At 45.7% G+C, this 19913-nt stretch carries 14 protein-coding genes; 2 read left to right on the top strand and 12 right to left on the bottom strand.

The annotated features are described in order from the left end of the window. Positions 1-31: 31 nt before the first annotated feature. Complete coding sequence (locus A37S_RS26220) at positions 32-991, bottom strand: FecR family protein (protein WP_028296808.1); 960 nt, start codon at positions 989-991, stop codon at positions 32-34. A gap of 73 nt (positions 992-1064) precedes the next feature. After that, positions 1065-1679: an RNA polymerase sigma factor gene (locus A37S_RS24235; RefSeq protein WP_051292960.1), complete on the bottom strand. Its 615-nt coding sequence runs from the start codon at positions 1677-1679 to the stop codon at positions 1065-1067. Between the two features lie 447 nt (positions 1680-2126). Between A37S_RS24235 and A37S_RS24230 the strand changes: the two genes are divergently transcribed. Then, positions 2127-4400: a glycosyltransferase gene (locus A37S_RS24230; RefSeq protein ID WP_051292958.1), complete on the top strand. Its 2274-nt coding sequence runs from the start codon at positions 2127-2129 to the stop codon at positions 4398-4400. A 3-nt stretch (positions 4401-4403) separates the two neighbouring features. Here A37S_RS24230 and A37S_RS0109640 read toward each other — a convergent pair whose 3' ends face one another. The 10 genes from A37S_RS0109640 to A37S_RS24210 all read right to left on the bottom strand — a co-directional run bounded on the left by A37S_RS0109640 (position 4404) and on the right by A37S_RS24210 (position 19576). Next, complete coding sequence (locus A37S_RS0109640) at positions 4404-5873, bottom strand: glycoside hydrolase family 130 protein (RefSeq protein ID WP_028296807.1); 1470 nt, start codon at positions 5871-5873, stop codon at positions 4404-4406. 123 nt (positions 5874-5996) lie between these two features. Continuing rightward, complete coding sequence (locus A37S_RS0109635; protein ID WP_028296806.1) at positions 5997-6698, bottom strand: LytR/AlgR family response regulator transcription factor; 702 nt, start codon at positions 6696-6698, stop codon at positions 5997-5999. Positions 6699-6740: 42 nt separating this feature from the next. Further along, positions 6741-7814 (bottom strand): sensor histidine kinase, encoded by a 1074-nt coding sequence (locus A37S_RS24225; RefSeq protein WP_051292956.1) that lies wholly within the window; start codon positions 7812-7814, stop codon positions 6741-6743. Positions 7815-7816: 2 nt separating this feature from the next. Further along, positions 7817-9034 (bottom strand): acyltransferase family protein, encoded by a 1218-nt coding sequence (locus A37S_RS0109625; protein ID WP_028296805.1) that lies wholly within the window; start codon positions 9032-9034, stop codon positions 7817-7819. Positions 9035-9150: 116 nt separating this feature from the next. Then, on the bottom strand, positions 9151-11478 hold the full coding sequence (locus tag A37S_RS24220) for an alpha-L-rhamnosidase-related protein (protein WP_084163841.1): 2328 nt from the start codon (positions 11476-11478) through the stop codon (positions 9151-9153). A 5-nt stretch (positions 11479-11483) separates the two neighbouring features. Beyond that, complete coding sequence (locus A37S_RS0109615; RefSeq protein ID WP_084163840.1) at positions 11484-12638, bottom strand: glycoside hydrolase family 88/105 protein; 1155 nt, start codon at positions 12636-12638, stop codon at positions 11484-11486. Beyond that, the gene (locus A37S_RS0109610; protein ID WP_211229756.1) at positions 12622-14322 is read right to left on the bottom strand and encodes a RagB/SusD family nutrient uptake outer membrane protein; all 1701 of its coding nucleotides are present in this window, start codon (positions 14320-14322) and stop codon (positions 12622-12624) included. The genes A37S_RS0109615 and A37S_RS0109610 overlap by 17 nt, the downstream gene beginning before the upstream one ends. Positions 14323-14348: 26 nt before the next feature. Further along, complete coding sequence (locus A37S_RS0109605; RefSeq protein ID WP_036602067.1) at positions 14349-17633, bottom strand: TonB-dependent receptor; 3285 nt, start codon at positions 17631-17633, stop codon at positions 14349-14351. 114 nt (positions 17634-17747) lie between these two features. Continuing rightward, positions 17748-18932 (bottom strand): FecR family protein, encoded by a 1185-nt coding sequence (locus A37S_RS26215; RefSeq protein ID WP_051292954.1) that lies wholly within the window; start codon positions 18930-18932, stop codon positions 17748-17750. A gap of 2 nt (positions 18933-18934) precedes the next feature. Next, positions 18935-19576: an RNA polymerase sigma-70 factor gene (locus tag A37S_RS24210; protein WP_051292952.1), complete on the bottom strand. Its 642-nt coding sequence runs from the start codon at positions 19574-19576 to the stop codon at positions 18935-18937. Positions 19577-19725: 149 nt separating this feature from the next. On the opposite strand from A37S_RS24210, the gene A37S_RS24205 reads away from it, so the two are divergent. Beyond that, positions 19726-19913, top strand: a 188-nt coding sequence (locus A37S_RS24205) for a DUF4372 domain-containing protein (protein ID WP_028297637.1), incomplete at its 3' end; no start/stop codon positions are given.

Below are 19913 nucleotides of genomic sequence, written 5' to 3'. Positions count from 1 at the left end.
CTGCACTCTGCGGCCCTGTTTTGTTTTTGTATCAATAGATGATAATACGCTCACCCTCCTTTCTATATTTTTTCTGGATCATTTCAGTCAATTGCGCCATCGTTTGTTCCAGTGTACGCGTTGAGCGTACTGTGAAGTTGTATAATGTATGGATAACGCTTTCGTCAACACTTTCGAGGTTGACGCCATAACTATTGTACATGACCAAGGCCAGCTCCTTAAAGCTAGCCTGTCTTAGTACCGAGACACCATTTCTCCAAGACGATTCATTGCTGGAGAGCAGGGTGTGAAGTTCGAATTGAGCTGTCTCTTTATGGTAGGCCAGTTGCTCGTTGGCAGATAATGTGGCCAGCGCGTGATGCTTATCGACAAGTTGTATCCTACCGCTGCTTACCGAGACATTAATGTACTCCAGCTGCTTGTAGGCATTTACGTTGAACGAAGTACCTAGTACCTTTATTTCCAAACTGTCTACCAAGATCCTGAACGGACGTAGGTTGTCCGGCTCCACGTCAAAATAGGCTTCACCAGACAAACGTACCACACGTTCCTTTTGTCCAAAATCCTTAGGCATTTCAAGGACGGAATTTGCATTGAGGAATATTTCCGTACTATCGGGTAGCGTCAGGCGCTTTAGCTGGTTGACACCTGTCAACATCACATGATAGCCCGATTGAGATCGCGTACTGGAAGAATCGTTCTGGAGATATATCGCTAAAGGCCAGGAGATGCAACAAAGAACGACAGCTGCGGCCGCCATGCGCGGCCAGGGACGCCTGTACCATATCCTTGGGGAATCGTCGTCGTTTACAACACGTCCAATTATACGCTGCTTGAGAAATTGTATTCGTTGCGGATCATTAGCCTGTCGCAGGGAACCAGCATCCTCAATCAGCGATTCATACCACCTATCAACGACATATTTTTCTGCCTTGCTAGCCCGCCCCCTTAGGTAGCGCCTGAACAGTTTTTTTAGTTTTGCTGTCTTCACACTCTGCTATTGCTTTACAGGTAGGAGAGACATGGCAAACCAAAAAGTATGTTGATTTTTTGATACGAAATTGTTAATTTTCTATTAAGCGCGCTATGACAACGGCAATTAACGTATGGCTGATATCGGGATGCCTGGCCAACACAGTGTCCTTTATCCTTCGATTCAATTCAGAATGGTAGCCCTTTACAGTTTGTTCGGCCAGGCCCATTACCTGAGCTATTTCCTTGAGGGAATAATCTTCATTGCGAAGCACGAATACGCGACGCATGTTTTCGGGCAAGCGATCGATGGCTTCGGAAAGCGTTTGTTGGAGATCGGAGGCAGCCATTACGTCTAGAATAGACTCTTGCATTTGATCCATGCGCCGTAGCAAATGAGCCATGGCATCGGCATGTAGGCTGGCACGCGACACGTGGCGGAGAAAACGGTATTTCAACATACTATGCAGATAAGCCGATAGAGAAAGGTCTATTTTGATCTTTTCTCGGCGCTGCCATAACTCCATAAACACGTCCTGTACGAGATCTTCCGCATCGTCCCGGTCTTTCAACAAGCTCACGGCGTGTTGAAACAAGCGATCCGTATGATCCTGCACAATGGCTTCAAAAGCCTTTGTGTCTCCCACTCTCAGCAATTTCAAAAGCTGGGTGGCATCTTGTTCATTAATAGCCCTTAGCTTGTCCATTCCAAGGCAAAGTTAGTTCAAAGCATGATGATACCGAAGATAAATCATATTATAAATAAGTTAATTTTTCGCATGCCATCTTCCAAAATGGATACTGAAAGCCATATATCGCCATCTTCAACAGATTGTACAGTGCCTTTACGGTCTTTCAACCTAAAAGTCGATTGGGAGGGAAATTTTTGTTTACCAGTACTCTTTCTTATAAAGGAAATCCAAAAATATCCATTTAGCACCGTACAAGAACTTTACTTCGAAAATATCACAAATTAATCAAAAATCAAAAAATTATATTATAAACATTTAGACAAATAAAAATGTTATACCTATAATTAATTGGTTATATTTACCGTATTGAGCTAAATGCATAAAACGTCGTATCACTCATGAGATAGGAGTTTTGAACATCGATGTTCTTTATAGATTCATTTCACCCCTAGAAAACAGCTCATGAAAATCGCATATCTAGCTACCTGCCTGCCACGTGAGTGCGGCATAGCCACCTTCAATCATAATCTATATCAAGCAATTGCCCTGGATAGCTCTCAAGAAATGGCTGAAAGCTATCTGGTAGCCATAAACGACCATGATAGCAAAGCGATTTACGACTATCCTCCTGAAGTAAAATACGTCATACGGCAAAACCAACGACAGGACTACAAGGATGCTGCAGCGTATATCAATCAAAGCGGAGCAGCTGTATGCGTACTGCAGCACGAATATGGCATATACGGGGGCGAGGCGGGCTACTACTTGCTCAATCTCATTCATGGGCTGGAGATACCCTTGGTAAGTATCCTGCATACCATTTTGAAAGAGCCGACCTACATGCAATTGAACGTCGTTCGGGAAATAGCGCGCAAATCGGCCAAGGTGATAGTCATGAGCCATCGTGCCGTTGGATTTCTGAAGTCGATCTATAAAATCAAGTCGGAAAAAATACAATTGATCGAGCATGGCGTGCCCGATCTAGGCCAAGAGATTCTGAAAGAACCTATCCCAGACCAGTTGTTTCATCGGAAGCGTTCTTTGCTCACTTTCGGGCTGATAAGCCGAAACAAAGGGCTGGAGACAGTTATAACGGCATTGCCTGCCATCATAGCCCAACATCCGGACATCACCTATTACATCATCGGGAAAACACATCCGGGCGTCATGCGCAAATCGGGAGAGGAATACCGTATTTACCTAGAGGATTTGGCCGGTCAATTGGGCGTGTCGGATCACGTCAAATTCATCAATGCATTCCTTTCGGAATCCGAGCTTTTCCAATATCTCTCTACCTGTACCCTATACGTGACACCCTACCTTGACGAGGCGCAGATTACCAGTGGTACGCTTTCCTATGCCATAGGAGCCGGGGCCGCGGTACTGTCTACGCCCTATTGGCATGCACAAGAACTCTTAGCCCAAGGTCGCGGGGAGCTTTTTGGTTTTAAGGACAGCAAAGAATTGGCCAGCAAGGTCAATCGCCTGCTCACTCATGAAGACCAGCGCAGCAAACTGAAAGAAAAGGCCTTCCAATATGGTATCACCTTGCGCTGGCCATCTATCGGCAGGAAATACCTGGAAGTACTGCATGAGGCCATCGAGCAGCAATCGCTAAAATATTGCGACCTGCTTTTGGAACCCTTTGAGATTCCTCGTTTTAATCTGGCGCACGTGCAACGCCTTACGGACGATACGGGCATTGTACAACATGCCCGATTTGGCATTCCCAACCTCAAGGAAGGCTATTGCCTGGACGACAATGCAAGGGCATTGCTCATGGCGACCATGGCATATCATCAGCAAAAAAACATGGCGGCATTGGACTTGATCCCAACTTATCTAAGTTACATTCAATACCTTCAACGGGCAGACGGCAATTTTCGCAATTTCCTGAGCTTTAGCCGCCAGTACCTGGATGAGCAAGGGTCGGAAGACTCGTTTGGCCGTACCATTTGGGCCTTGGGCTATTTGATCCATTTCGCTCCCAACAATTCCTATCGGGAGTTTGCTCAAGAAATATTGTTTCATACTATCCCCCACTTCGCATCACTAACCCATTTGCGCGGTGTAGCCAATACCTTGATCGGCGTATGCCATTACCTCAAAATACATCATCAGGACGAGCCTATGCTTGCCCAAGGCCATGCCTTGGCCCACGTGCTTTGCAAAGCCTATGAGCAACATCGCACCACCGACTGGCACTGGTTTGAAGATAAGCTGACTTATGATAATGCCCTATTGCCTATGGCCCTGTTGTGCCACTATGACATTACAGGAGATATGCTATCCCATAACGTAGCCATGGAAAGTATGGCTTTTCTGGAATCCAAAACCATGGACAAAGGCTACCTTCATCCTATTGGCAATAGCAAATGGCTGGAAAAGGACAAGGAGATGGGACTTTATGACCAACAAGCGATTGAAACCATGGCTATGGTACTGTTATACGACGAAGCTTTCGATGTTTCGAACGACAGCACGTACCTCGAACAAATGGACATATGCTATCAATGGTTTTTGGGCCACAATACCTTGCGCATTCCATTGTACGATGAGGAAATGGGCGGATGCTGCGATGGTCTGCACGAGTACGGCGTCAACAGAAATCAAGGTGCCGAAAGCACATTGGCTTACCTCATTTCCCATTTGACCATAGAAAAACAGGCGGTAAAACCATTGCCTATCCAACGATTTACCCATACGATCGAGGCAAAGCTGGGCGGCAAGGGTTAATGTTTAATGCTCGCTTGCAGTAAGCTTGCTCAATAGCATTTTCAGAGTGACCGTAGCAAAGGACGAACTATGGTCAGACAGGCCATAAGGCACGATCAGTTCGCCATTATTGATGATAGATCCACAGGAATACAGGACATTGGGCACATAGCCCTCACGCTCGTCGGGGTTTGGAATGATGAGAGGCTCTTTCAGCCTTCCAATTTCTTTCTCCGGGTTTTCCTTATCCAAAAGCGCAGCACCGATGCAATAGCGCCTCATAGGCCCTACGGCATGCGTGATGATGAGCCAACCGTCATCTGTTTCTATGGGTGACCCACAGTTGCCCATTTGTACGAACTCCCAAGGCTCGATGGGGTCTTGCAGCTTGATGGGATTCTCCCATACGTTCAGTTTATCCGAGTACATCAGGTAATTGCTTACCCCATCATAGCGGGACATCATCACGTACTTGCCATTGATCTTTCGTGGGAAAAGTGCCATATTCTTGTTCTTGGCGCCCAAGCCGTGCAAGGGGCTGACCTTGAAACTGTAGAAATCTTTCGTCTTGAGCAGTTTGGGCATAATATGCTCCCCGTCAAAGGCGGTATAGGTAGCGTAGTAAGTAACCCCTCCATTTTCTTTTTCGAAACGTACGAAACGCGCATCTTCGATGCCCTTGCGCTCAAATTCGGAAATAGGGAAAATAACCCGGTCGCTAATATCTGTATCTTTCGAAAAGATGATTTCGCGATAGCTGTCGGACAAGGCCAAGATGAGGTTGCTTTCCTTCAACAGCTTCTCATCCTCGGCATAGCGTTCCCTGAATGCCACGATGACTTCCCTTAGGTTGGCATACTCGAATCGTTCTTCCAGTTTGTCTTCCATTTCTCTTAAGATCACTTCACAAACATTGGCATCCGTTGCCTTTCTCAAAAACAGCTTTTTGTCGTAAACGGCATTGCGGATGGTATCGGCCTCATCCACGTAATTGCCCGATGGAAGGACAGTGATATCATTGTGCCGATTGATAAGTGCGCGCCTGAAAACCAAGGAAGAGATATGCCCTTCACCAACTGCCCTAAAACTTAGAATGACACGTAGCATGCCCTCTTCAAGCTCGCTCTGATCCGGATCTGCTATAATAGACGGATTGAAAAAGGCCGCAGATTCTATGGAATATTCGTGGGTAAAATAGGAGCCTATCAGCAGCTTGGTATAGTCATCCAATTGGTCAAAATCGCTACCGGCAGCCACTATCGCACTTTTCACTCGCTTGCAATGCCGCATCAAGATTTTGGTAATATTACGATGCCGTTTGGAAAACTCTTGCAACAAAGGAGAAATGAGGCCAAATATCTGTGCCTTGTTCAAAGCCAGGACATGCCTGACCACCGTTTGAGCACGTTCGTCTCCATTATAAAAAAATCGGGCTATGACACGCTTAGGATCTGGATATACCTTTACGGGCTTTCTTTCTATAGATAATCGCATAGTTTATTTATTTAGAACTGATCATCTTTAGAACAAACACAGCCCAAATTAATTTCTTAAATATACGTCTTCTCCATCAAACAAGTCGTTCTTGCGAGAAAAGAATATCCAATCATCATTATATCAACGTTTTAACAGTCTATTGTCTACAATTTTCTTTAATACCTCATCTTTTAAGTTCCGCGAGATAGTGACGCGATGTTGTCCAATCTCGATCATGTTTCCCTGTATACTATTTATAGCGGATATGTTGACAATGGCCGATTTGTGAACTTGAACAAAACCGACCGGCATCTTTTCAAGTATGTTTTTCAATGTCAGGTGTACGATATATTTATCGGAATCCGTAAATATGCAGATGTAGTTTTCCATTCCTTCTATGAAGAGAATATCCTGCCAACTCAATTTCATCAGTTTACCATCGGTCTTGACATAGAAATCCCTACCACTTTCCACTTGACGGCCCCTGTCAAAAAAATCAAATGCTTTATTGGCGGCTTTCAGAAAACGTTCGAAGGAAATGGGTTTCAACAAATAGTCGATGACCTCAAGGTCATAACCTTTTAATGCATATTGTTCATAAGCCGTCGTCAATATTACTTTTGGCGGTTTGATCAATGACTGTAGCAATTCTACCCCCGAAAGGTAAGGCATTTCTATATCCAGGAACAATAGATCGACCTCATGCTGTTGCAGAAAAGTATTCAAGGCCAAAGCATCTTCACACACTCCTTCCAGTTGGAGAAAATCTACTTTTTCCACATAGCTCTGCAAGCCCTTTCTAGCTATGGGCTCATCGTCCGTAATGACACATTTTATTTTCATTCGTAAATAATTTATCCATCGGTCAGATGGCGCTTACCCTATTTAAAATCTAACTTTCAAATTGGCCCTATACCTATCTCCTTCACTACGAGAAAACAGCTCATGCCTTTCGGGATAAAGTAACTCCAATCGCCTACGAAGATTTTCCAGGCCAATACCACTGCTTTTGTTAGCCTTCGCTTCTTTTGGTATGGTATTTATCACCTCAAAAAACAAGCAATCGGTGTCTGCTGAGACAGCCTTGATGTATATAAAATAATCGCCCCCCACATATTTGAAAGCATTTTCCACCAAAGGCAAGAGCAATGAGGGGTATATAGAACGCCCAGGCCACTGCCCGTCCAAATTTATCTCCAGCTGCAGGCGTTCATTCATCCTTTGTCGCTGTAAAGCAATGTAGGACTGCAGATAGTCCAGCTCCTGCCGTACCGGTACCTTTTCCTGTTGGTCATACAACTGATAGCGCAGCAACTCGGAGAGTTGCTCCACCGTATGCCTGGCCTTGTCATTGGATTCATCTATTTGAAAATAGACCGTATTCAGCGCATTGAACAGAAAATGCGGATGATATTGAGCTCGCAGCATCTGAAGTTCGGCCTGAAGCGTATTGCTGTGAATCTTTTCGAGCTGCAGCTGGCGTTCATAGTTTATCTGTACCAGTGCATTGCCCCTGGATACCGTATAGTACAACAGGTTGAACAAAGGTGGGATAAGGCACACATTGACTACATCGATGAGCTGAGCGCCGTCGTCCGTCAAGGCGACCATAGGCAGTATAAATACGACGGCAACTATTTCCATGTAAAGTATGACCTCGAAAAACTCCCGTAAAGGTCCTTGTTGCTCATTCGTACTTATAAGTCGCAGGTTCTTTCGCAATAGGCGCCGCACGACATAGGCAAAGAGATAAGCAGTGAGCACCACCGTTGATAGCTCTATGGCATTCAGTGTCCACGATCTCAACCAAAATTTGGTTCCAGACATGACATCCGTTATCAAACGTATGATCGTATAGATCAGCAGGCCATAGAGTGGCGGGAAAACGAATCTCTCCGTCCAGCTGAACCTCGGCCACCGCCACGTGTCAGGCATGTCTATTTTCTTTACCGCTTCCATAATCAATCGCGAGCTAATACGCTTCCCTCTGTTTGTATTGCAATATCGGGAATAATGTTCGTCTTGGGTGTCTTTTTCAAAGGTTTCATCCCAAAAAGAAAACGAGGAAGGGGGTAGGGCCGGATGAACAGGTGATAAATCAACATCGATACGGAAAAGGAACTTGTCACAATGTACACATATTTCAGACCTACACCATCGGCAGAGCGAACCACGAAGTAGGCAATAACGAGAATGACGGTCTGATGCAGGATATAAAAGGGATAGATAGATTCGTTGATATAGGCCATGGCCTTATGCCTAAAGTTGAGGTATCTTTTCCCATAGCCAAGGATGGCAAACACCAAACTCCAGGCTACCAGCGGATAACGTGCCAAGTAGACGTAGGTACGCCAATCTTGTTCATAGTTGGACACGTACTCTCCCCACTTGAAATCGCTCCACCGAAGGCTGTTTATAAACAGCGCCAGCAAAAAGGCCATGCCCAGTGAAAAGCGCCTATTGCGCTCCAAGCTATCCATAATACTTGGCTGCACCATGGAGATAAAGCCTACCAATACGAACGTCAACCAGTACAGGAAGTAAAGCGGATCGTGAATCAAATCGTTCGTTGGTTCGGGATAGCGGAGCGTCATTCCGCAAAACAGCAACGTGGTGGGCAGCATCAGCAAATACACGTGTTTTCCCTTTCCGAAAAATGCCAGTTTTTGAAGAAACGCTTTCGCCTTATCCGTAGTGCACCATTTGAAGAATGGCGCAAAAAGAAGGTCATAAATGAAGAGGTATACGATGAACCACAAATGGTGCCAGCTGAAATTCCCCTTTGGGTAAAACTCAAGCTTGAAGATAGACGGATAAAAATCCCAGTAACTACCTTCATACCCCTGCGTAAGGCGTTCTACATACACCTGCGGTGGTACCACGATCAATATACCCGCGATGACCGGGATGAATAGCCGACGTAGCCTAAGCAATACAAAGCCCCCTGTCGATCGTTTCTTGACCATAAAGGAAGTAACGGCACCTGAAACAAAAAACAGCAAGGGCATACGGAAGCGACTAAGCCAGAAATTAAATTCGCTAAGTATATCGCTGCTTACGGGATTGACAATATGCCAATGATAATCGCGATAGAACGGCATGGCCGAATGGAAGAGCAGAACGCCAAAGATGGCCAAAATCCGAAGCCAGTCGAGGTAGTTGATACGTGTATTTTGCATGATCTTTTCCTTTTAATTCTATAAATACAACCTAAAACTAAGGCAGGAAAACACCTATTTAAAATTTCTTTGACCAATGGCATTGCAGCTTTGACGTATGGCAGTTTACTGTCGAATTATTGTGCAACGATCTTCCATTTTCCTTCGTTCACCTTCATTTTGACAAGAGAGGAATTTGCATCGGGATGAGCAAAGGTCTCATCCTGGTACTTGCCATCCTGCCATATCAATTGGTCGTTGAGAAATATTCTGGCATAAGTTGATGGAATCCCTATGATGCCGCTTGTCTCGGCAGGTATATCCACGGTTAGGGCAAAACGATCCGTTTCTCGCACAAAAGAGGACCTGATATAGCCGCTTACTGTCGACACCGTAGCCGAAGCTTGAGCCATCTCCCCCACTTGTGGTACAATTTGGAAAGTTTTGTACCCTGGCTCGATGGGAGATATGCCGCATAAGTATTGGGATAAAACGGTAAGCGCTCCGCCGCTCCATGCATGATTCACCGTGCCTCCACCGTAGGTGGGGTCGTTGAAGTTCCATCCCTCCCACAGGGTAGAGAAATTGGGGTCGTCTACCATTCTTCCAAAGCGTTTCTTATGGCGTTCGAGTGCGTACTCTACCTCACCCATCTGAAACAGGGCCTCCATCACATATTTTTCCATATAGGGACTTGCATGTTCTTCCGTTTTAAAAACAGACAACAGCGCAGGGAATTTCTCCTCATCCGCCAGACCAGAAACCACGGCGAGCGCCTGCACCCTGTCATCGGTCTTCCCCGAGTAAACGGGATGACGATAGCAGGCACCTGTCCAGTATAGGGCGTTGAACGCTTTCTTATAAGTATCCATTCTAGCCAGATAATCCGCCGCATCTTCGTCTTCATCAAGGGCTATCGCAGCCAGTTGCATACCCTTCAAGGCTAGGTAGTAAAAGGAACTAAAGATCAGCACCATATCCTTTTCGCTGCCCCAATCTCCCCAGGTCCAGTCGCCACCTCGAAACTTGACGGTGCCTTTGCCATCTGGCTCCCAAAGCGACAAGTATTTCTGCGCCGCCGCGTAGCACCTCTCCAACGTTTGCTTATCGCCGGTATGGAGATAATAATTCCAAAGCCCATAATAGCCTATGGTAGCCAATAGCTGATCGGGAAGCTCCCTATCCCAGTTCCCCGCGGGGACGGGGGAAAACAGACTGCCATCAGGGCGTTGCCATCCTATGATTTCCAACAACCATTTTTTTGATAGTGCGTGGCTTGATGGCGAAAGGGCATAAAATGTTTCCCCAGATTCATTCACCGCGTCTCCGGTCCATTGCGCTCGCTCGCGATCTGGACAGTCCATATAGCTGTCGCGCATGGTAAGGTATAGTGTGCGTCTCGATTTTTCCCATATTTTGTTGAAAAAAGGATCGCTACAAGCAAAACTTCCGGCAAAATCGGTATCATAGCCGCTCTCGCGGTATTTTAAATCAAGTATCTCCACGCCCTTTGGAACGATATAGTACACTTTGTGGCCATTGAGCCACCCAAGGTTTTCGTACTCCTGGATCCCTTTCCGAGTGATATATTCGGCACGTATATAGTCATCACCCCCATTGTAGTAAAGGTAATTGTCCGTACATATGATAATCTTTTGTCCATCTTCAGGCGCATTTATTTTGAAATACGGCGTCATCTGGGCGTTGTACGGCAACTGGCAAACAATGGTATCGTATTCTGAAGAAGCGATTCGCTGTTGACCATCATAATCTTGAAGACCAAAATCTTTAAATAAGGGAATAGGCCGCAGGACGAGTTGATTCCAGGGCGCACTGCCGGCAGTTCCCATTTCCACGGCATTCGGCATAGGCAACAACCCATTTTCCTGCCAGGAGGCATCTACCGCACGCGCATCGTACAGGATACTGGATTCAGGCAATCTGAAATTTGGTTCTGGGGCTCCCGCAGTCTTATAGGCTTCCAGCGGCTTGCATTGCCAAGTTCTGTCGCTTAGTACAGTCAGTTCGGGCGACTGGCAATCAAACAACAGTCCTGCCCTACCACTGCTTTTATGGGAAAAGCCCTCTTTGCCAAAGTACCATAACAGCACGGCTATCGTGTTTTCTCCCGACCTGAGAAAAGGGGCAATATCTACCTCATCGTAATACGTATCCATGGGATTTGGCCCTCGTTTCAGTCCACCTTCGAACACGACCATCTTTCCGTTTATCCATAGCCAGTACTTACTGTCGGCGGCTATTTTGGCAATGGCCGCAGAAGGTTTTTCTCCTATGGCGATATCCTTTTTAAAGGCCAACCAGGTATTGGCTTTATCTGCCGTTTCGACGGCCGTAATCCATTGTGCCTGCCACTGCTGGGCAGAAGAATGTTGAGCTAGGAGCACAACAAGACCTATCGAAATAATGACTACGCTCTTCAAAATATTCTTTTTTTCGGTTTTCATCCAAATCAGTACGACAATGCATAGGCACACCACAAGACCGGTGCTTGCCCGTGAAAGTCCCCGGCAACACGCGGACGATCATAGTAATGTTGACGGTCGTTTTTTTTATTAGTACCCACGCATACTTCGGTCACATCTCCTTCTTCATTAATATAATTGACCAATGCTATCCACGCTTTTTTAGCTGGCTCCTGATAGGCTTCTTTTTCCAACCATCCTTCCTTCACCCCGGTTATAAATGCATATGCAAACATAGCAGATCCAGATGTTTCTGCCCAACATAGAGGGTCATCAATCAGCTGATTCCACATGCCTTCTTTATTCTGATACTTTCTGAGACTTGCCATCATCAACAAATAGCTATCCATAATGCGTTGGTAATGCGCACTATCTTTGGGCAAAACTTTTAGGAGTTCCGTCATGCCTGCCGCCATCCATCCATTGCCCCTGCCCCAATAAAAGGGTACATCTGGCGCATGATAGAACAAGCCGTTCGGACGCTGCAGCTGCTCCAGGTAATAAACCATCGATTTAGCTGCACGCTCTATGTAATCTCTTTTCTGGCTCACTTTATACGCTTCGGCTTGAATGATCGTGATCATGAACATATCGTCTATCCACAATCGGGTTTGCCAAGAATATCCTGCGCTTGCCAACTTACGCTGCTCTTCGGTAGCATCTGCCGGCAACTCCCATTGCGTGTCTGCATACGGCAAACCGAGATGGAGATATGCGGGATTAGCATTTATACCATAAAAGGTCAATGGCAGAGCGCCGAACATATTGAGGTCAACGTGATTTTTTATGGGCAACAGGTCTTTTTGAGCGGTAAAAAGGGGGCTAAAACGTTGTTCCAGCTCATCGATTAGCACTTCATCGTCAATGGCATCTGCAAAACGAAGGGCACCCAACCAGGTACACACCTCGGCATAATGGATCCACTTCTCTCCGTGCAGCATGTGCTCACTGACCAAGAAACGCCTGCTCAACTTTTGTCCAACTTCCTGGGCGCTATATCCTTTGGGAAGATCAGAAAAAGTAGACACCTGCCCCTGCCCCTGCCCCCTAGCGGATATAACACTACCGATAAGCAGGGTGCCAACCAATAGCCTGTTTCTTATCTTATTCAATGTCTGAACAGTTTTAATAATAGCCTTCATTTTGTTCCTCCTCTATGGTGCCTTGCGGATTCAACCGATCGATATGTTGCTGTGGTATGGGCCTATACTTATGAAATGGACGTAGGTTAATCGCCTCGGGATTGAATGGCCTCACCAGATCTTCCAATCGCTCGCACCGCACCAGATCTTCCCAGCGATTTGTCTCTCCCAGCAATTCACGTGCGCGCTCGTTGAGCATAAAGAGGACAAAGTCTGTGCTGATATCGGCAGGCGATACACTGATTTCCGGATAGGTACTTTCGGTATTGCCCATCTCGCCCCCTTCTTCCTTCCAGTACTGAGGCATTTTCTCTTCACCATCATGCCAAGCGGCTCTTTCCCTTAAGACATTGATATAATCTGCCGCTCCTTGATAGTCGCCCAACCTACCCATTGCCTCGGCAGCCAACAGATAAGTTTCGCCCAAGCGCATACGGATCCACTCCCTACTCCCTTTGGCTTCGTTTACCGCTACCCGATTGGGGTCGAGGTATTTTAGTAGAGCGGGATAGTATCGGTTATTTTGGTTGGGATTTTCCCTATTCCAAGTAAAATAGCGGTAAGGATGCGTGCCTGTTGGCGACAGCAAACTATAATATATTGCCGTGTCGCCTATAGCTATCCCAGGAGCTTCCCTATTGGCATAATATGTCCACTTGAAACTCTTGTAGAATCTGGAATCGTTCTTGCGGTCAAAGAGTTCAAACATGGTCTTATTCGTCGAACGGTGTCTTCTAAATGGCCTACCATTAACCAAGTCGCGCTGCATGCCAGGCTGATCTTCATACCAAGAGCCCCAGTACATATGAAACGTATTGCCATCTCCGTTGAACACCAAATTGGTGGTAAACTGAACGGAAAAGATAATCTCGCTATTTCCTTGATTGCCTATATCCCATAGGTCGGCAAAATTAGGCTGCAAGCTGTATCTCTGACTTTCTATCACTTGCTTAGCATAAAACAAGGCACTATCTATATCGGCAGATTGCTGACCGCGAGCTTCATTCACGGCACTTCCCCGTGTTAAATAGACCTTCGAAAGTAAGTGAGCAGCGGCATATCGACTTGCGCGACCAGTTGCACTTGGGTTCACAGGCAGGTTTTCGGTTGCATAGCGCAAATCATTTATAATCTGACCATAAATACTCGATATGGGACTACGCCTAAAATCTGTTCTCGCTTCGAAAGCTACATCGAGTACTAGGGGGATGCTACCAAACTGCTGCACCAGTTCAAAATAAAACATGGCTCTGCCAAAAGACATTTCTGCCACAGCTGCCACCTTTTGGGACTCTGACAACTCCGTGGAGCCCATTGCCTGTTGGATTACCAAGTTTGCTGTTCCGATGGCCTTGTAGTGGTTCTCCCACAACTGGTACAAAACCATAGCGTCCGGATTGAGCTGGCTGCCATATTGGTTAAAACCTGCGGCGTAAGGTCCCGGGTCTTCACCTTGTGTAAACAGGTCTGTACCATATTCGGTCAATACATTATACCGCTCATCTCCGGCTCCCCACCGCATGTAGGCATATACGGCCGTAAGTGCCGACTCGACTCCCTGTTGTGTCCCATAAAAATCGGGGTTCAGGGTCGGAGGATTTTTTTCTTCCAAAAAAAACTGACAGGCATTTAGGCCGATTGCTATAGCACTGCCCAATAAATATATCAAATAGAATACTCTCATTTTCATCATCTTGATTTTTAATAGATTTAAAGACTTAAATTGACGCCAAACAACCATGAGCGCACACTGGGAGCGACCCATCCCACGGCTCCCTCGGGATCCACACCGGTATAATTGGTGAACATGAAGGGATTTTGTGCCGTAAGGTAAAACCGAAGCCGTTTGATTCGGCTGCTTTTTATCAGACCGTCCGTCAGGGTATAGCCCAGCGAAATATTCCTGACCTTTACAAAATCGGCCTTTTCGTACCATAAGGTGTTGCGGTAGTCCAAATTGTCCACACCTTCAATTGGTCTTGGCATATCATTGGTCGGGTTTTCTGGTGTCCAATAATCGACCTTTACACCACTATTGCGATGAGCTTGGTTGAGGTACTCTACACTGTTTTCCAGCATGGCTCCGAAACTTCCGTACAGAAACACGTTTAGATCAAAAGCGCTATATTGGAAATTATTGACCAAACTGGCAATGTACTTGGGCCTGCGCTGCCCTTGGATGACACGGTCGTCGGCCGAGATCATATAGTCTCCATTGTCATATAAACGGATAGATCCCGGCATGAAATTGCTTCCATTTGCATTGAAACGGGCCATTTCCGCCAAATCTTCAGGTGTATTTTGCCAGATCCCAATTTTCTTATAGTCAAAACTGACATCAATCGGATGTCCGATAAACCATTTGTTCCCAGGATCGTCCTCCCTACCATTGTAGAGTTCTACGATCTCTTCCTTATTGGCATAAAACATCCAATCGGTGCTCCATTGAAACCGGTCTTTTCTGACATTCTGCGTATTCAGTGCTATTTCCAAACCCCTGTTACGTGTTCTGCCCACATTGGACATCACCACACTGAACCCAGATACCACCGGCAACTGCCTATTGATGAGCAGATCATGGGTGTTCTGCAGATAAACATCTACCGATCCGCTTATCCTATTTTCCAGCAAGGAGAAATCCACGCCGGCATTCCACTGCCCAGTGGTCTCCCATGTCAGGTTGGGATTGGGCAAAATGTCCGGTGCGTACCCGATCTGATGATCATCACCGAAATTATAGTGCTTCGCTATCAAGGTGCCTTTGGTTTGATAAGGGCTCACTTCAGAACTGGCCGTAGTGCCATAGCCGACCCGTAATTTCAGGTCATCCAAGGCACTTATATCTTTCACAAAACCTTCTTCCTTAATGCGCCAAGCCAAGGCGGCTGCGGGGAACAGTACCCATTTGTGCCTTTCCGCCAAACGTGATGCCCCATCATAACGTGCCGAGAGGGTCAGTAGATAGCGACTTTTGTAATTATAGTTTACGCGTCCCATAAAAGAAGCTATGTTCCACTGCTGCTTATTGCTAAGGAGCGTGCCCGGTATGAGGCCTGCGCCTACATTGTAATACAGCAGCGCATCGGAGGGTATATTTTCTACCGGAATGCCGTTGCTCTCTACCAAGTTTTGTTGTACGGATTGCAAGAAGGTAAAGCCCAAATGATGATTATCCAATGCCTTGTCGTAGAAAAGCAGGTTTTCCCAAGTATACATAAACCTATTCTCCGTAGCATTTCGCGCATAATTTGGACGACTTGAACGCGCCAAGCTCGACTGAAATTCATAGTCCTGAACGGCAGTGAAGTCAATACCCAGATTGCTCCGAAACCGCAGGCCTTCTATGGGAAGTTTTATTTCGCCATAATAGCTACCAAAGAACTGGTTCGTTTTCAACGGGTTGACTACCGCCCCATCTACCAAACGTGTCAATGGATTCCAATGCTGATCATCCGTGCCGGAAACGCGGGCAAGGAGATTTCCTTCATCGTCATAGAACCTTCCAATGGGCATGACACGCCAATTGTTCTGCATATTGCTTCCCCTATTTTGCAAAGCATGCGAAAACTGCGTCTGTCCACCTACTTCCATGATATCGCTCAGCTTATGGTCGATATTGATGCGCAAGGAGTACCGGGTATAATCTTCGTCCTTATAGATTCCCTCATTTCTATTGTAGCTTCCACCAATGACAAATCGAGTAGATTTGTTCCCTCCACGGATACTTAGCTGATGATCGGTAAACATGCCTGTGCGCTGTACGGCATCCCACCAACGACTGTCTGATCGCACCTTAGAGGGATCGTAGTTTCCATTCTCGTCATAGGCCAAGCGTATGGACTCCAGCGTATACGGATCGTTCACAAAGGTAGGAATGGTTTGGTCTTCTTCCCAGCTAGGGACACTGGAGTGGTATTTTCCCGTAGCACGGTAAGACTCGCGAACAGTTTCGACAAAAGTGGCGCCATCCATATATTCCAGTTGCCTTAATATAGTCTGCGGCCCGAAAAAGCTGTTGTAGTCCACCTGCGTTCCTCCCTCAACCCCTTTCTTGGTCGTGATCATGATTACGCCATTGGATCCCCGCGCGCCATAGATAGCGGTTGCAGAGGCATCTTTCAGCACATCCATGGACTCGATGTCATTTGGACTTATTTGTGCCATCCCTCCGGTAATGGGGATGCCGTCTACCACGTACAAGGGGTCACTACTGGCACTAATGGATCTCTTTCCCCGGATCAAAACAGATGGTGCGGCACCTGGCCTTGAACTGCTTTGCGATACCAGAACACCACTAACCCTCCCTTGCAATGCCTGCGAGGCTGTAGTAACGGGCACTTGGTTTATCTTATTAGCACTTACTGAACCTATTGCTCCCGTTAAATCACTTCGCTTTTGGGTACCATAGCCTACTACGACTACTTCCTGAAGATTATCAACGGATTCATGCAAGACCATATCAATCGTACCTGTTGTTTTGACATCGAAACTTACCTCCCTGGGCGAATAACCAATCAGATCAAAACTTAGCGTGCCAATAGCGGCCGGCACTTCCAATTGATACGTTCCATCCGTATTGGTAGCCGTGGCCACAGATGTACCTTTCACGCGCACGCTCACACCTTCCAATACCTCTCCCCGCTCATCCGTTACCTTCCCTTTCACCAGCAAGGGTTGTGCTGCTAGGGATCCTGTCACCTGCTTCTTTCGAGAGACAATGATCACCTTGTTGTTGAACCGATAAGTTAAATCCGTATCGGTAAATGACCTTTTCAGTATGTCGCCGATAGCCTCATTATCAGCTTTGACAGATATACCGGTCACTGACGAGATATCCTCATCACTATAAATAAACTGATAGTCCGTTTTTTTCTCAATGAGCCTAAAAAGCTTTGCGAGTGGCTCATTTTTTAGGTTGACGCTTAATTTTTGATGGGCTTGTGCAAAGGCAACGTTCACCATCAACCCTAGGAGTAATAGAGTTTTACTTATCATAATGTTGGTTTAATTACATATGTCCCGACTACAATTGGTTAAGTACTAGTCATATTTGGGCACTTTTAGAAACTCCAACAACCAAAATGGGAGAATGGGTGACAACAGCAAAAATTATTTTGTAGGGTAAACGATCACTTTACCAAGATCCACCTCAAAACGTACCTTGGCCGTCTGGCTTATAATATCCAACAATACGGCTATATCTTCGTGTCGTTCCAATCTACCTGAAAAATGATAGTTCTTGACCGATGGGTTTGCAAATTCTATTTCTACGGCATAATGCCTGGAAAGTACCTCCATCAATTTCCCCAAACTCTCATTCCGGAAAATAAAGAGGTTATTCTTCCATGCCAGTACCGCATCCAGATCGGCCTTTCTCTTGGTCATCGTTGCATCGTCTACCAAAGCCTCATCCCCAGCCTTTAGGAGCAGTTGCTTTTGTTTTTTTCTACCGGTAATCTTTACAGCGCCTTCCACTAAGGTGGTTCTGTCTGCCGTTTCAGTTGCATAGGCATTGACGTTAAAGGAGGTACCTAGTACATATATTTCCGATTTAATCGTTGAAATCACAAAAGGTTTTTCAGCATTTTTTACCACTTCGAAATAGGCTTCTCCCTCCAATGTGACCCTTCTCTCTGCCGAAATGAACTGAACGGGATATTTAATGGACGATCCGGCGTTCATCCACACCCTCGTGCCATCTTCCAATTCCAATTGGTACCGTTTTCCCTTTGGCACCACGATGGTATTAAACCGTTCCTTATCCATGGATTTCCTATCTGTTGTCTTATACGACAATAGGCCGTCTTGATGATGAAGTTCACGTCCTTCTACCATAACCATAGATCCTTTTTCCAATAAAGGAAGTGCTTCCCCATCATTTGTAATGAGCCTTACGCTACTGGCATCCACCTCATCCTTGGACGCAAAACTGGATTCCTTTGCCCGAACATCCGAGTCCTTTTTGGTTTCCCCGACATAAAAATTCAGTTGATAAACCATAAAGAAACCAACGACAAACAAGACGGCTGCTACCGTCCCGAGCCAAGGGAACAATTGCTTCATAACCGTTGTACGAACGGTCTTGCTTGCCAGCCTTTGCCATTGCCGTTCGGCAGACATCGGTTTTTCCCAATCCTGCAATTGACGCTCGACATAAGAAGCATCCGTCAACCGGCGCCATAGTGCTTCATTGGCAGGATGGCTTTTCCGCCAACGGAGCAACTTTTCTCTTTCCTCTACCGAAATAGACCCCTGAATAGATTTGACGATAAGTTCTGTAATTTCTAGATCCATAATTAATTTATCTGGTATGCAAGCCATACATCGCTATAACAACAAGTGAATAGAAGTGGGTGACAACAAAACTGGGCGTATCCAAAACTGTTAAATAACTGTACAAACCCCATTACGGCAATACCTTTTAGCAAGAGCCTTAGGCTTTTCAGGGCTCTCGTTTTTTGGGTTTTCACCGTATTGATGGATACGCAAAGCTTATCCGCAATTTCCTTATTGTTCATGCCTTTGAAATAGCCATAATAAATCACTTGCTGACATCCTTCGGGTAGTTTTTTGATAGCCTGATGCATATGCTCCAGCACCTCTGCCTCGATCATCCATAAAATCGCGTTATGGCTATCCACCTGTTCTGCTTGCCTAAACTGGTATTTATCTTTCACTTTAGCATGTTTCAAACGATTCAAGCAGTTATTTTTGACACACAGATACAGAAATGACAATATAGCGTTGAGATGATGAAAGTGTCGCCTTCGGTTCCATAGCTTTTCAAATGCCTCTTGTACGATATCTTCGATCTCTGGCGAGTCCGGAACAATTCCTCCTGCAAAATAGATGAGGCGACGGTGAAACATATCAAATATAGTTTTAAAGGCAACCTCGTTGCCCTTGGCAAAATCTGCAATCAATAGCTCCTCATTCATGCGACATCATGTGGTTATATAATTGATTCTTTTAATTGGTAAGGATAAAAGTAAAAAAATCACTACTGACCGACAAAAAATAATTTAAGGAGCTGCCATATCTGGCAAGCTCCTTTTTTCATATTTTGGTTTTACGACAAACTAAAAATATGAGTGATAAAAATACAGAAAAGAAATTAGTCGGTCAGCCAATCTTCAAACAATTATTAGGTTTTATTCCAAGGAACAAATTTGAGATGCTTGTGAGCAAGCACCGGTCTGACCGCTATTACAAGACCTTTGATTCATGGACACAACTCATGACGATGCTGTTCGGAATATTCAGCCGATGTGATTC

It is taken from the genome of Olivibacter sitiensis DSM 17696 (genome assembly GCF_000427965.1).
Lineage (GTDB): Bacteria > Bacteroidota > Bacteroidia > Sphingobacteriales > Sphingobacteriaceae > Olivibacter > Olivibacter sitiensis.
This window is presented reverse-complemented; position numbering and strand designations above follow the sequence as displayed.